General features: G+C 70.5%; 12 protein-coding genes. 9 read left to right on the top strand and 3 right to left on the bottom strand.

Annotated features, from left to right (window positions below):
* Positions 1 to 49: 49 nt before the first annotated feature.
* The 4 genes from BW949_RS04430 (at position 50) to BW949_RS04415 (ending at position 6541) form a co-directional block, all read left to right on the top strand.
* A complete protein-coding gene (locus BW949_RS04430) occupies positions 50 to 1378 on the top strand; it encodes an amidase (RefSeq protein ID WP_076363754.1) in 1329 nt (442 codons plus the stop codon).
* A 119-nt stretch (positions 1379 to 1497) separates the two neighbouring features.
* Positions 1498 to 2688: an aminotransferase class I/II-fold pyridoxal phosphate-dependent enzyme gene (locus BW949_RS04425; RefSeq protein ID WP_076363753.1), complete on the top strand. Its 1191-nt coding sequence runs from the start codon at positions 1498 to 1500 to the stop codon at positions 2686 to 2688.
* Between the two features lie 11 nt (positions 2689 to 2699).
* Positions 2700 to 5855 (top strand): DNA translocase FtsK, encoded by a 3156-nt coding sequence (locus BW949_RS04420; protein WP_076363752.1) that lies wholly within the window; start codon positions 2700 to 2702, stop codon positions 5853 to 5855.
* Positions 5856 to 5938: 83 nt separating this feature from the next.
* Positions 5939 to 6541: a LolA family protein gene (locus BW949_RS04415; protein WP_076363751.1), complete on the top strand. Its 603-nt coding sequence runs from the start codon at positions 5939 to 5941 to the stop codon at positions 6539 to 6541.
* A gap of 7 nt (positions 6542 to 6548) precedes the next feature.
* Here BW949_RS04415 and BW949_RS04410 read toward each other — a convergent pair whose 3' ends face one another.
* Positions 6549 to 7130 (bottom strand): transglycosylase SLT domain-containing protein, encoded by a 582-nt coding sequence (locus tag BW949_RS04410; protein WP_076363750.1) that lies wholly within the window; start codon positions 7128 to 7130, stop codon positions 6549 to 6551.
* 257 nt (positions 7131 to 7387) lie between these two features.
* Between BW949_RS04410 and hspQ the strand changes: the two genes are divergently transcribed.
* Positions 7388 to 7714: a heat shock protein HspQ gene (gene hspQ, locus BW949_RS04405; protein ID WP_076363749.1), complete on the top strand. Its 327-nt coding sequence runs from the start codon at positions 7388 to 7390 to the stop codon at positions 7712 to 7714.
* Positions 7715 to 7823: 109 nt separating this feature from the next.
* On the opposite strand, the gene BW949_RS04400 is transcribed toward hspQ, so the two are convergent.
* Positions 7824 to 8327 carry an ATP-binding protein gene (locus BW949_RS04400; RefSeq protein ID WP_159440044.1) on the bottom strand — a complete coding sequence of 168 codons (504 nt, stop codon included), beginning with the start codon at positions 8325 to 8327 and terminating at the stop codon, positions 7824 to 7826.
* A gap of 10 nt (positions 8328 to 8337) precedes the next feature.
* Positions 8338 to 8676 carry an STAS domain-containing protein gene (locus tag BW949_RS04395; protein WP_076363748.1) on the bottom strand — a complete coding sequence of 113 codons (339 nt, stop codon included), beginning with the start codon at positions 8674 to 8676 and terminating at the stop codon, positions 8338 to 8340.
* A 105-nt stretch (positions 8677 to 8781) separates the two neighbouring features.
* Here BW949_RS04395 and BW949_RS04390 point away from each other — a divergent pair, with 105 nt between their 5' ends.
* The 4 genes from BW949_RS04390 to BW949_RS17535 all read left to right on the top strand — a co-directional run bounded on the left by BW949_RS04390 (position 8782) and on the right by BW949_RS17535 (position 14570).
* Entirely contained in the window at positions 8782 to 9960 is a 1179-nt protein-coding gene (locus tag BW949_RS04390; protein WP_076363747.1) for a thiolase family protein, read from the top strand.
* Positions 9961 to 10195: 235 nt separating this feature from the next.
* Positions 10196 to 10693 (top strand): acyl-CoA thioesterase, encoded by a 498-nt coding sequence (locus tag BW949_RS04385; RefSeq protein WP_076363746.1) that lies wholly within the window; start codon positions 10196 to 10198, stop codon positions 10691 to 10693.
* 116 nt (positions 10694 to 10809) lie between these two features.
* Positions 10810 to 11943: a metallophosphoesterase family protein gene (locus BW949_RS04380; protein ID WP_076363745.1), complete on the top strand. Its 1134-nt coding sequence runs from the start codon at positions 10810 to 10812 to the stop codon at positions 11941 to 11943.
* Positions 11940 to 14570 (top strand): AAA family ATPase, encoded by a 2631-nt coding sequence (locus BW949_RS17535; RefSeq protein WP_076363744.1) that lies wholly within the window; start codon positions 11940 to 11942, stop codon positions 14568 to 14570. Before BW949_RS04380 ends, BW949_RS17535 begins: the two co-directional genes overlap by 4 nt.
* Positions 14571 to 14590: the final 20 nt, after the last annotated feature.

Here is a 14590-nt window from a genome sequence, read left to right as displayed (position 1 = left end):
CCATCACCCTTTGCAGCGCTAGCCTGCGCCATCGACAGGGGAAGGGCAGATGGATCAGTTTCTGAGCATGAGCGCCACCGCGCAGGGCAGGGAAATCGCCGCCGGGCGGCTGGACCCGTGCGCGCTGACCGAAGCCTATCTGGACGCCGCCGCAGCCCATCCCGACGGCGCGCGCATCTATGCCCGCCTGGCCCCCGGCCGCGCCCGCGCCGAAGCGCTGGCCGCCGCGGATCGCGCCCGTCTGGGGCTGCGGCGCGGCCCGCTCGATGGGGTGTGCCTGTCGTGGAAGGATCTCTACGACAGCGCGGGGCTGGGAACCGAGGCCGGCTCGCGGCTGCTGGCGGGGCGGGTGCCCGACCGCGACGCCCGCGTTCTGGCGCAGGCCACGGCGGCCGGCACGATCTGCCTGGGCAAGACCCACATGACCGAGCTGGCCTTTTCCGGGCTGGGCCTCAACCCGATGACCGCAACGCCCCCCAACCGGCACGATCCGGGGCTGGCGCCGGGGGGCTCGTCGTCGGGGGCGGCGCTTTCGGTGGCCTTCGGGCTGGCGGCGGCGGCGGTGGGCTCGGACACCGGCGGCTCGATCCGCATCCCGGCGGCCTGGAACGACCTGGTCGGCTTCAAGCCCACGCACGGGCGGCTGTCGCTCGAGGGCGTGGTGCCGCTCTGCAAGCGCTTTGACACGGTGGGCCCGATCGCCCGGACGGTCGAGGATTGCGCCGCTGTGGTTGCCACCCTTGAAGGCAGCGCCATGCCCGACCTGCGCGGCGCGACACTGGCCGGCACGCGCATCCTGGTGCCCGAGGGGCTGGCCCTGACGGAGGTGCGCGCGCCCCAGATGCAGGGTTTCGAGACCGCGCTGGACCGTCTTGCCGCGGCCGGCGCGCAGATCGTGCGCCGCCGCGTCGAGGTGGTCGACCCGGCAATGGACCTGTCGGGCGTGCTGTTCGCCCCCGAAGCCTATGGCAATTGGGCCGCGGTGATCGAGGCCGCCCCCGAAAAGATGTATCCGCTGATCCTTGAGCGGTTCCGCGGTGGCGCCTGCGTCTCGGCGGCCGAATATGTGGCCGGGTGGAACGCGCTTGCCCAGCATCGCGCCGCCTTCGCCGCCGAGGCCGCGGCCTTTGACGCGGTGGCGATCCCGACTTCGCCCATCGGGCCGCCCGATGCCGCGCGCCTGCTGTCCGACCGCGCCTATTTCGAAACCGAGAACCTGCTGGCGCTGCGCAACACGCGGGTGGGCAACATCTTCGGGCTGTGCGCGCTGACGCTTCCCACCGGCACGCGCTTTGCCGGGATCATGCTGATGGGCCTGCCGGGCGCCGACACGCGCCTTCTGCGGCTGGGGATGGCGGCCGAAACCGCGCTTGGCTGAAATGCAACAGACGGGGGGCCGCGGCGCGGGCTGCGGCTGTTTGGCTGGACCTGTGGCGGGCTTGGGGCTAGGATCTGGCACAAACGGGGCATCCACGACCCCGAAACCCAGAGGCAGACATGGCATTTCCCGAGCGGTTCTCGAACCTGCCCGAATACGCATTTCCGCGTTTGCGGAAACTTCTGGACGTCCATGAACCGGGCGCCGAACCGATCGCCATGACGATCGGCGAGCCGCGCCACGCCATTCCCGATTTCGTCGGCCCGATCCTGGCCGAGAGCCTGGCCGAATTCGGCCGCTATCCCGTCAACGAAGGCACGCCCGAGCTTCTGGGCGCGATCTCGGACTGGGCCGCGCGGCGCCACGGCGTGACGCTTGCGCCCGAGCGGCTGATGGCGGCCAATGGCACCCGCGAGGCGCTGTTCAACGCGGTGCTGGCGCTCTGCCCCGAGACCAAGCGCGGCCGGCAGCCCGTGGTGGCGATGCCCAACCCCTTCTATCAGGTCTATGCCATGGGGGCGATGACGACGGGGGCGCAGCCGCTTTATGTCGATGCCACCGAGCAAACCGGTTTCCTGCCCGATTTCGAAGGGCTTGACCCGGATATCCTGGACCGGATGGCGATTGCCTTCCTGTGCTCGCCCGCCAATCCGCAAGGCGCGGTGGCGGGGCGCGATTACCTGGCGCGGCTGCTGGAGCTGGCCGAGCGGCATGATTTCGTGATCTTCTCGGACGAATGCTATTCCGAGCTTTGGGCCGACACGCCGCCGCCCGGCGTGCTGGACGTGGCCGCGGCCACCGGCGCCGCCCCCGAGCGCGTGGTGATGTTCAATTCGCTGTCCAAGCGGTCGAACCTGGCCGGTCTGCGCTCGGGCTTCGTGGCGGCGGGTCCGCAGTCGATGACCCATATCCGGCGGCTGCGCGCCTATGCCGGGGCACCGCTGCCGCTGCCGGTGCAGCGCGTGTCCACCGCCGCCTGGGCCGACGAAACCCATGTCGAGACCAATCGCGCCCTCTACCGCGCCAAATATGATCTGGCGCAGGACATCCTGGGCGATCTGCCCGGCTTTCGCCCGGTCGAGGCCGGGTTCTTCCTGTGGCTGAAGGTGCCCGCGTCGATCGCCACGGGCGAGGCGGCGGCGTTGAAACTGTGGCGCGAAGCCGGCGTGCGGGTGCTGCCCGGCGCCTATCTTGCGCGCAACTCCGGGGATGCGAACCCCGGCAATGACTACATCCGGGTGGCGCTGGTCGCCCCCCACGCGGAAACGCAGCGCGGCCTGACCCGGCTCCGCGCCTGCCTTTACGGATGAGGACAGAAAAGATGGCGTCGTTTCAGGCCCGCGGACGTGACCCCCTTCTGGACCAGACCACCCAGGCCGTTCTGGAACGACGCGGCAAGGAACTGGTCGGGGCCGGGCTGGTCGTGCTGGCGCTGATGCTGACGGCCACGCTGGCCAGCTATTCGCCCGACGATCCGGGCTGGCTGGCGGTGACGGATGCCCCGGCGCAGAACCTGATGGGCCGCGCGGGGGCCTCGATCGCGTCGATTCTGTCGGTCTTCGTGGGGCTGGGCGCCTGGGGGATCGTGGCGGCGCTGGCGATCTGGGGCGGGCGCTTCATCCTGCACCGGGGCGAGGAACGCTTTGTCGGGCGCATGCTGTTCGCCCCGATCGGGGTGGCGCTGATCTCGGCCTATGCGGCCTCGCTGGTGCCGCCGACGGATTGGCCGCATGCCTTCGGGCTGGGCGGTCTGTTCGGCGATACGGTCATGGGTGCGCTGCTCAGCTTCTCGCCGATCGCGCCGGGGGTGGCGCTGAAGCTGATCGCCTTTGCCATGGCGCTGTCGTCGCTGGCGATGGGGCTGTTCGTGCTGGGCTTCGAACGCGCCGAACTGTCGGCGCTGGCGCGCGGCACCGGTCTGGCGCTGGCGCTGGGCTATGACCGGGCGCTGCATCTGGCCGGGTCGGGGGCGCAGGAGGCCGCCGCCCGCCTGCGCGAGGCCCGCCAGCGCAAGGCCGAACAGGCAGCCGTTCCGCCGGTGGCCGAGCCCGCCTTCGACGCCGCGCCGCGGCCGGGCCTTCTGGGCCGCATCCGCCGCGCCGCGCCGCTGCCCGAACCCGATCTTGCGGCCGATCTGGAGCCCGAGCTGATCGAGACCGCGCCCGACTGGGACACCGCCCCCGAGGCGCCCAGCCAGGACCGCATCCGCGCCCGCATTGCCGATGCCGTCCGCGCCCGCGCCGCGGCACCGCAACAGCCCGCGCCCGACGCGCTTGCCGAACCGGCCGGTGCCCCGCGCCAGATGCCGATCCTGCGCGCGCCCCTGCCCGACCGCGACCCGGTCTTCGGCTGGGACGACATGGACGCGGACGACGAGGGGGATCTGGACGCCATTGCCGGCCTGCGCGCGCCGGCGCAGCAAGGTGCCGACCTGCGCACGCCTGTCGCCGGCTTCTCGGACAGCCCGCGCGCCGAATTCGACAGCCGCTCTGCGCAGGCGGCAGACGACATTCCCGCGCGGCCGTCGGTCCTGGCCGCGGTGGCGCGGCGGCTGGCGCGCGGCGCGGCCCCGGTCGAGGTGGCGCCCAGCCTGCGCATCGAGCCCGTGCTCCAGGCCCAGCCGCGCTTCATGCCCGGCGCGCGCAACCTGCCCGAACCGACCCCCTTCGTGGCCATCGACGACAGCGCCGAAGCCGCCGCGGCCGAGACCATGAGCCCCGCGCCCATGCCCCCCGAGACCGCCGCGCTCGACCCCGAGGACGACGATCTGCGCAACGTCTTTGCGGTGCCCGACGACAGCGCCGCCCCGGCCCCCCGGCCGCGCCCGCTTCTGCGTGCAACGACCCCGGACCCCACGCCGCGCCGCGTCGTGCACAATGCGGCCAAGCGCGCGGCGGCGCCCTCGCGCGCGGCGCAAGCCGAGGCCCAGCCGCGTCTGGCGCTTGACCCCGAACCGGCTGCCGCGGCCGCCTATGAGGCACCGCCGCTCAACCTGCTGACCAATCCCGCCAGCATCGCGCGCCACCAGCTGTCCGACGAGGCGCTGGAGGAAAACGCGCGCATGCTGGAAAGCGTGCTTGATGATTACGGCGTCAAGGGCGAGATCGTGTCGGTCCGCCCCGGCCCCGTGGTCACGATGTACGAGCTGGAACCCGCGCCGGGCCTCAAGGCCAGCCGCGTGATCGGCCTGGCCGATGACATCGCGCGGTCGATGTCGGCGCTGTCGGCGCGGGTCTCGACGGTGCCGGGGCGCTCGGTAATCGGGATCGAGCTGCCCAACGCCCAGCGCGAGAAGGTCGTCCTGCGCGAGATCCTCTCGGCGCGCGATTTCGGCGACAGCAACATGCGCCTGCCGCTGGCCCTGGGCAAGGATATCGCCGGCGAGCCGATCGTGGCCAACCTTGCCAAGATGCCCCACCTGCTGATCGCGGGAACCACGGGTTCGGGCAAGTCGGTCGCCATCAACACGATGATCCTGAGCCTTCTCTACAAGCTCTCGCCCGACGAATGCCGGTTGATCATGATCGACCCCAAGATGCTAGAGCTCAGCGTCTATGACGGCATCCCGCATCTTCTGTCGCCCGTGGTGACCGACCCCAAGAAGGCGGTCGTGGCGCTGAAATGGGTCGTGGCCGAGATGGAGGAGCGCTATCGCAAGATGTCCAAGATGGGCGTGCGCAACATCGAGGGCTACAACGGCCGCGTGCGCGAGGCGCTGTCCAGGGGCGAGATGTTCAAGCGCACCGTCCAGACCGGCTTTGACGAGGAAACCGGCGATCCGATCTTCGAGACCGAGGAGATCCAACCCAAGACCCTGCCCTATATCGTGGTCATCGTCGACGAGATGGCCGACCTGATGATGGTGGCCGGCAAGGAGATCGAGGCCTGCATCCAGCGTCTGGCGCAGATGGCGCGGGCCAGCGGCATCCACCTGATCATGGCCACGCAGCGACCGTCGGTCGATGTCATCACCGGCACGATCAAGGCCAACTTCCCCACCCGGATCTCGTTCCAGGTGACCTCGAAGATCGACAGCCGCACGATCCTGGGAGAGATGGGCGCCGAACAGCTTCTGGGCATGGGCGACATGCTCTACATGGGCACCGGCTCACGCATCACCCGCATCCACGGCCCCTTCGTCAGCGACGAGGAAGTCGAGGAAATCGTGAACCACCTCAAGAGCTTCGGCCCGCCCGAATATCTGTCGGGCGTGCTCGAAGGCCCCGAGGAAGAGCAAGCCCAGGAGATCGACGCGGTGCTGGGCCTCGGGGGCAACACCAACGGCGACGAGGCGCTCTATGATCAGGCGGTGGCGATCGTGGCGCGCGATCGCAAATGCTCGACCTCCTACATCCAGCGCAAGCTGGGCATCGGCTACAACAAGGCTGCGCGGCTGGTCGAGCAGATGGAAGACCAGGGCGTCGTCAGCCCGGCAAACCACGTGGGCAAACGCGAGGTTCTGATCCCCGAAGCCTGAGGGCGGGCAAAACGCCGCCCAATCTGGCGAAGAATGCGCGCGGGGGCTGGAAAGGTCCGCCGCGCGCGCGCACATATAGGGGCATGAAACCGCGTCACCTGATCGCCCTTGCGGGCCTTGCCCTTCTGACCGCCCTGCCCGCGCAGGCCGACCGGATCTCGCTGTCGCAGATCTCGTCCTATCTCAACGGGATCAGGACGCTCGAGGCGGCCTTCACCCAGGTCAACGCCGACGGCTCGATCTCGACCGGAACGCTCTATATCCTGCGGCCCGGCCGGGTGCGGTTCGAATATGCGCCGCCCGACCGGACGCTGGTTCTGGCCGGCGGCGGCCAGGTGGCGATCTTCGATGGCAAGTCGAACCAGCCGCCCGAGCAATACCCGCTGTCGAAGACGCCGCTGAACCTGATCCTGGCGCCCGACATCGACCTGACGCGCGCGCGCATGGTCGTGGGCCATACCGACGACGGCAAGACGACAAGCGTCATCGCCCAGGATCCTGACCACCCCGAACGCGGCACGATCCGGCTGGTGTTCTCGGATGACCCTGTGCAATTGCGCCAGTGGATCATCACCGACGAGACCGGCGGCAAGACCACGGTGATCCTGGGCAAGACCGAAACGGGCGGTCAGATCCCGTCCGCGCGGTTCTCGATCACGGCCGAGACGCAGCGGCGCGGGCTGTGAAGGGCGGTCAGCGCCGGCAACTGGCCAGCTGACGGCGATACATCTCGGAGCGCTCGGCCACGCGGTCGGCCACCGCCATCAGCCAGGACTTGTTGCGGTGGCTGCCGCGGGCATAGCCGGTGCGGCCCTCGTGATAGGCCAGATACTGGTTGCGCGCATCGGCCTTGGAAATGCCCAGACGCTCGGTCGTGCCGTTCATGTACCAGCCCATGAAATCGGTGGCATCATGGATGCGGTCGCGCTTGGCGCCGCGGCGTCGGGTCTCGGCGCGGTATTCGTCCCAGGTATCGTCGAGCGCCTGCGAATAGCCATAGGCCGAGCTGAGCCGCCCCATCGGGATGACGCCCAGCGCATAGCGGAAGGGCGTGCGCGCATTGCCCACGAATTTCGATTCCTGGTGAATGGTGGCCATCTGCACATGCACCGGAATGCCCCAGCGCGCCTCGGTCCGGCGCATCGCGCTCAGATATTGCGGGCGCTCGCGCACGATGGCGCAGGCATCATCGAGATCGCGCGGCGCATCGAAGCGCCCGCCCCCGCAGGAGGCCACGAGAAGCACCAGCGCCAGATGAAGAAATGTCCTGCCCATGCCTGCCCTCGCACGGCTGTGCCGCGTCTGATTTGTCGGACCCTTCCGGCCGCGCGCGGCGGCCGAATCGCCAGAGCCGCGCGCTGCCTGTCCCGCGGTTCCGGCGCAAGATTAGACAAATTTGCACGAACAGGAAAGCCAGAGCCGCCCCCTGCCAGACTGTGAACCCAGGTCACACAATCTGTTTCCCCCCGCCCCGGCCTGTCGGCATGGACAGGCTGGTTCAAGAAGTATTAAAAGAGGGAGAGGTCTGACACATGTTGCCATCATACGCCAAATACGCGCTGGGCCAGATCGTCCGGCATCGCAAGCACCCGTTCCGCGGGGTTATTTTCGACGTTGATGCGATCTTCTCGAATACCCAGGAATGGTATGAATCGATCCCCGAGGAAAGCCGCCCGGACAAGGATCAGCCGTTCTACCACCTGCTGGCCGAGACCGATAACAGCTATTACGTAGCCTATGTGTCCGAGCAGAATCTGTTGCCGGACCATTCGGGCGAGCCGATCGAACACCCCGACCTGCACGATCTGTTCGGGGATTTCGAGGACGGGCGCTACCCCCTCCAGTTTCAACTGAACTGATCCCGCAGACCGGTCCGCCCGGTCATATCAACGGCATCCGCCACAGGCAGGGCTGCGCGCCGGGCATCGGCAGGACGGAACCGCACTCCGCCAATGCCCCGGCGCAAGATCAGCCCGCAGGCGCCGCCAGCGGCAGCCGGAAGGCCAGAAGATTGCGGCCGTTTTCGCGGTGATAGCCCAGGTCGCGGGTCATGTCGCGGATCAGGAACCAGCCAAAGCCCCCTTCGGGCAGATGCTCGCGCGCCACATCCGTGGACGGAAGCCGCGGCTCGTCCAGACAGATCGGCGGCAGCGGCACCCCGTCATCGGACACCGAGCACGACAGCCCCCGGCGGTCGCGCACGATCGACAGCGTGATCGTGCCCTCGTGCCGTTCGCCATAGGAATGCTCGACGATATTGTTCATGACCTCGGCCAGGACAAGCTCGAGCGTCCCGGCTTCTTCCCTGGACAGCTGATCGACGAACCGTGCCACCGCCGCAGCCAGCGCATCGCGCACGGCCAGAGGGTCAGCATTGCAGCTGTGAACGAAGATCTGCGGCGCACCGGGGCGACGGTCGGCGCGACCTGGGTCGGGGGTTTCGGTTTCGGCGGCGGCGCGTGGGCGTGGCATGGGCGATGATTCAGCCAACATGACGCAGCTCTTTGCCAGGGAGGTCGGGGTGGATCACGAACACCGAATCCATCCGGGTGAGGCGGAACACCTTTTCGACATTCGGGGTCAGTCCCATCAGCTCGAGGCGACGCCCATCGCCCATGGCCTTCATGACGGCGACCAGCGCCCCCAGGCCGGAACTGTCCAGGAATTCCACGCGCGACAGGTCCAGCACCACGCGGGGGGCGGGCTCCTTGAGGATGTCGCGCATCATCTCCTTGAACCGGATCGCGACCGCAGCGTCGATCCGGCTTTCGCCGACACGCACGAGAAGCGCGCCGTCGCGGGCTTCGGCTGTAAGGTTCATTCGGCATCTCCGGGCGAAGTGGTTCCAACCCCAAGGCTAGACGGGAATGCTTATCATTCGGTAATCAGAAACGGGCGCGAATGCGTCGAAAAATGGGAGGAATTCATGCAGGATGTGGTGATCGCGGGGGCTGCCCGCACACCCATGGGCGGGCTGATGGGCGCGCTCGGGACGGTGCCGGCCGCGACCTTGGGAGGGGTGGCGATCCGGGCGGCGGTGGAACGTGCGGGGCTTGACCCGCAGGCGGTCGACGAACTCTGGATGGGCTGCGTCCTGCCCGCGGGTCAGGGCCAGGCCCCCGCGCGCCAGGCCGGATTTGCCGCCGGCCTGCCGCAGGACGTGCCGGCCAGCACGCTCAACAAGATGTGCGGCTCGGGGATGCGCACGGTGATGACCGGCTGCGATGCGATCCGCGCCGGCGCGGCCTCGGTCGTGGTCGCCGGCGGCATGGAGAGCATGAGCCTTGCGCCCTATCTGCTGCCGAAGATGCGCGCGGGCGCCCGGCTGGGGCATGCCCAGACGATGGATCACATGTTTCTCGACGGGCTCGAGGATGCCTATGACAAGGGCCGCCTGATGGGCACCTTCGCCGAGGATTGCGCCGAGAGCTTCGGCTTCTCGCGCGAGGCCCAGGACGCCTATGCGCTGGCCTCGCTGACGCGCGCGCTCGAGGCCCAGCGCAGCGGCGGGTTCGCCACCGAGATCGCGCCGGTCAGCGTGCAGACCCGCAAGGCCGAGGTGATCGTGGCCGAGGACGAACAGCCCGGCCAGGCCCGCCCCGAGAAGATCCCGACCCTGAAGCCGGCCTTCCGCGCCGGCGGGACGGTCACGCCGGCCAATTCCTCGTCGATCTCGGACGGGGCGGCAGCGCTGGTGCTGGCCTCGGGGACGCGGGCGGCCGAGCTGGGCCTGCCGGTGCGGGCGCGCATCCTGGGTCACGCCAGCCACGCGCAGGCGCCGGGCGAATTTCCCACCGCGCCGGTGCCCGCGGCGCAGAAGCTTCTCGACCGGCTGGGCTGGCGCGTGGCCGATGTCGACCTCTGGGAGGTCAACGAGGCCTTCGCCGTCGTGCCCATGGCCTTCATGGCGCGGATGGGGGTCGATCATGGCATCGTCAACGTCAACGGCGGCGCCTGCGCGCTGGGCCATCCGATCGGCGCATCGGGCGCGCGCATCATGGTGACGCTGCTCCACGCGCTCGAGGCCCGCGGGCTCAAGCGCGGCGTGGCCGCGATCTGCATCGGCGGCGGCGAAGGCACCGCCATCGCCATCGAGCGCCCCTGACCCTGCTAGGGGGCCCGCACCGGCCGGGCCCCGTCGCGCGATCGGGGGCGTCCGCCCCCGGCGGCCGGCGCCCCCCTCGATGGGGGGCCCGGCCGCTCCCCCACCCCCCGGGGGACCGGCAAGGCCCGCGGGGACACCTGGCGCGGCGGTGCTGCGCCTTGCCCCACGCGCCCGTGCATGCTTAATGCGGGCCCGACCCCATGCCCTCAGGCCAACACCATGGAAGGAAGCGCCGATGCAGGACAGCCGCCACCTCGAAATGACCGTTCTGATGTCCCCCGACATGGCCAATTTCTCGGGCAAGGTGCACGGGGGCGCGCTTCTCAACCTGCTCGACCGGGTGGCCTTCACCTGCGCCTCGCGCTTCTCGCGCCGCTACGCGGTCACCCTCTCGGTTGATCAGGTCACCTTCAAGGAACCCATCCACGTCGGCGAACTGGTCAGCTTCCTGGCCACGATCAACTATGCCGGGCGCACCTCGATGGAGGTCGGCATCCGCGTCGAGGCCGAGAACCTGCGCACCGGCGTGCGCCGCCATACCAATTCGTGCTATTTCACCATGGTCGCGGTGGACGAGGACGGCAAGCCCGCCACCGTGCCCGCCTTCCACCCCGCCACGCCGATGGAACAGCAACGCTACCGCGCCGCCGAGCTGCGCCGCAACCTGCGCCGCGAATTCGCCGCCCGGCTTGAACATGTCGCCGAAACCGGCACCGACGACGATCATCACTGACATCCCCGCCGGGGGGGGCGGCCCCCATGTCAGCTTCTGACACCCTCAGGGGATATCCGGGGGAAACCGGGCCCGCGGGCCCGATTCTCCCCGCCCCCCCGTGTCGAGAGGCCAAGATGACTGCATTTCGTTTCATCCACTCTGCCGACCTGCATCTGGGCCGACGCTTCGGCAACCTGCCCGAGGAAATCCGCGGCCGCCTGGTCGAGGCCCGCCACGCCGCGCTGGGCACGCTGGCGGCCACGGCGCGCGCGCAGGGTGCCCAGCATATCCTTCTGGCCGGCGACACCTTCGACAGCGAGACCCCCACCGACCCGGTCTGGCGCCAGGCGCTGGCGGCCATGGCCGACAGCCCCGCCCATTGGTGGGTGCTGCCCGGCAACCACGACAGCCTGGGCGCCGAAACCCTGTGGCAGCGGCTGGCGGCCCATGCCCCGAAGAATGTGCATGTTCTCCACGACATCGACCCCGTCGAACTGGCCCCCGGCGCGATGCTCCTGCCCGCGCCGCTGCCCCGCCGCCGTCCGGGGCGCGACCTGACCGCCTGGATGCCGGGCTGTGCCACCGACCCGCGCGCGCTGCGCATCGGGCTGGCGCATGGGGCAGTGCGCGACTTCTCCGAGGATGGCGCCGGCGCCGAGGGCATCATCCCCCCCGACCGGGCCGAGACCGCGGGGCTCGATTATCTGGCGTTGGGCGACTGGCACGGGCAGATGACGCTGTCGCCGCGCTGCGCCTATGCCGGAACGCCCGAACAGGACGGCTTTCGCCATGCCGCCCGCGGCGGCTGCCTGGCCGTCACCCTGGACGGGCCCGGCGCACCGCCGCGCATCGCGCGGGTCGAGACCGGGCGGTTCCTGTGGCTGGACCTTGCGCTCGAGCTTCTGCCCGGCCTCTGCCCCGAAACCGAACTGACCCGCCTGCTGCCCGGGCCGGGGCCCGCGCGGCGCGACATTCTGGTGCGTCTTCAGGCCCAGGGCCGCGCCGGGCTGGCCGAACAGCAAACCCTGCGCCGCACCGCCGCGCGCCTGAGCCCGGAATTTTGCCATTTCGTTCTGGAAACGGCGGACCTGGCCACCGAATTCGACGCCGCCGACCTCGATGCCATCGACCATGGCGGCGCGCTGCGGGCCGCGGCCGAGACGCTGGCGCAAGAGTCACGCGACGACCGCCTTGCCGCCGCCGACCGCGCCATCGCCGCCGGTGCGCTCAACCGCCTTTACGGCATGCTTCAGGGAGAGGCCGAATGAAGATCCGCGCCATCACCCTGTCGGACGTGCGCCAATTCAGCCGCCCCGTCACCGTGGCGGGCTTCGATGCCGGCCTCAACGTCCTGTCCGCGCCCAACGAAAGCGGCAAGTCCACGCTGTTCGATGCGCTGCATGCGGTCCTGTTCGAGAAGCACGGCGCCCGCAAGAAGGAGGTCCTCGCGCTGCAACCCGATGTGGGCGGGGCGCCGACGATCACCCTTGAGATCGAGCTTGACGGCAAGGCCTTCCGCATCGTCAAGCGCTGGCTGTCGAAACCCATGGCCGAGGTCTGGCAGGACGGGCGACTGATCGCCAAGGCCGACGAGGCCGAGGCCTTCATCGCCCGGCTGACCACCCCCATCGACGAGGGCGGGCCCGCGGGCCTTTTGTGGGTGCGCCAGGGGCTGACCGCGCTTGATGACGGCACCGACCGCGAACGCAAGTGGCAGGCCGCGGCCCGGCGCGACCTGATGTCCTCGATCACCGGGGAATTCGAGGCGCTGACCGGCGGGCGGCGCATGGACCGGGTGCTGGCCGAGGCGCGCGCGGCGCTGGCCCAGCGCGTCACCCAGCGCGGCGCGCGGGCGGGCGGGCCGCTTGAGCGTGCCCAGCGCGAAGTTGCCGAACATGAGGCAAAGGTGCAGGAGCTGCGCGCCCAGGCCGAGGCGCTGTCGCGGGATCTGCGCCGCCGCGCCGAGGTGCGCCGCGAACTGGACCTGCTCTCGGACCCCGCCGAAGCCGCGGCGCGCAAGACGCGCCTGGAAGAGGCGCGCGCCGCGCAGGACGCCGCGCGCGCGCATGGCGACCAGCTCGCGCACGCGCGGCTTGCGGTTCAATCCGCCACACTCCACCGCGACCGCGCCGCCGAGCGCCTGCGTGCCTTCACCGAAGCCCGGCGCGCCGCCCACGCCAGCCGGGCCGCCGCCGAAACCGCCGCGCAGACCGCCGCGGCCAGCGCCGCCGCCGAGACCGAGGCCCGCGCCGCGCTGGAGGGCGCGAAGGCCGCAGCCGAAACCGCCCGGCACGCCCACGCCGAGGCCCAGGCGCGCCTTCAGGCCGTGTTGGCGGCCGAAACCCGCGCCGCCACCGCGTCCCGCCGCGCCGACCTGACCCGGCGCCTGGCCGAGGCGCGCGCGCTCGAACCCCGCATCGCCGCCGCCCGGACCGCCGCCGCACGCGGCCCCGATGCCGCCACGCTGACCCGGCTGGAGCAGGCCGCGCAGGCGCTGCGCCTGGCCGAAGCGCTCCACAGCGCCGCCGCCCCGCACCTGACGATCCGCTATCACGGCCCCGAAACCCCGCGCGCGCGCCTCGATGGCACCCAGATCCCCGAGGGCACGCCCCGGCCGATCCTGGGCCCCACGCGGCTGGACCTGCCCGGCTACGGCCAGATCGAGATCGCCCCCGGAGACAGCGACGGCCAGAGCGCCGACCGTCTGGCCGCGGCGCAAGGGGCGCAGGCGCAGGCCCTGGCGCAGGCAGGGGCAGACAGCCTGGAGACCGCGCGCCGCGCCGCCAAGGCCCGCGCCGAGGCCGAGGCCCTGCTGCACGAATTGCGCACCGAGATGCGCCTTCTGGCCCCCGACGGGCTGGCCGCATTGCAGGCGGAACTCGAGCCCCTGGACCCCGGCGACGAGGGCGCAGCCCCCGCCGATCTGCCCCCCCGCGCCGAGGCCGAAGCGCAGCTTCGCACCGCCGAGGCCCGCCGCCGCGCCGCCGAGGCCGAGCACGACCGCCACCGCCCCCTGTTCGAAGCCGCCCGCGAACGTGCCCTGCGCGACGGGCTTGCCCGCGATGCCGCCGCAGCCGCCTGCAAGGCCGCCGCCAACCACCTGGCGGACCTGGAACATGCCGGTGACAGCACCGAAACCCTGAGCCGGGCGCTGGACGCAGCCAGGGCGCAGCTGGCCGACGCCGAAGCCCGACACGACGCGCTCGCGGCGCGCGCGCCCGACATGACGGCCGTCACGGCCGCACTGACCCGCGCGCTTTCGGTGGTCGAGGCGGCCGAGGCCGATCAGGCCCGCCTGAACGCCGAGCTGGCCCGGCTGGAAACCGGGATCGAGCTGCGCGCAGGCGATGGCGTCGAGGAAGAGCTGGCCGACGCCGAAACCCGTCTGGCGGCGGCGCGTCCGCGGCTGGAGGCCGAGGAACACGAGGTTGCCGTTCTGCGCCGGCTGGTCGTGGCGCTTGAAACCGCGCAGGCCCAGGCGCGCGATCTGTATTTCGATCCGCTGATGGCCGAGCTGAAACCGATGCTGACGCTGCTGTGGCCCGGTGCCGAGCTGCGCTTTGACGGCGACAGCCTGCTGCCGTCGGAACTGGTCCGCGATGGCCATGCCGAGTCGCTGGGAAATCTGTCGGGGGGGACGCGCGAACAGATCGCGCTGCTGGTGCGGCTGGCCTTCGCGCGGCTGCTGGCGCGCAGCGGACAGACGGCGCCGCCGGTGATCCTGGATGACGCGCTGGTCTTCACCGACGACGACCGGATCGAACGGATGTTCGACGCGCTGCATGCCCAGGCCGCGGATCTCCAGATCATCGTGCTGAGCTGTCGCAACCGTGCCTTCCGCGACCTGGGCGGGCGCAAGCTGGCCTTTGCCCCCGCGTCTGAAACGGACGCCTGACGCCTGACGCAACGCGATGT

Source organism: Phaeovulum vinaykumarii (assembly GCF_900156695.1).
Lineage (GTDB): Bacteria > Pseudomonadota > Alphaproteobacteria > Rhodobacterales > Rhodobacteraceae > Bieblia_A > Bieblia_A vinaykumarii.
Note: the sequence above shows the minus strand (reverse complement) of the source record. Positions and strands in the feature narration are given on the sequence as shown.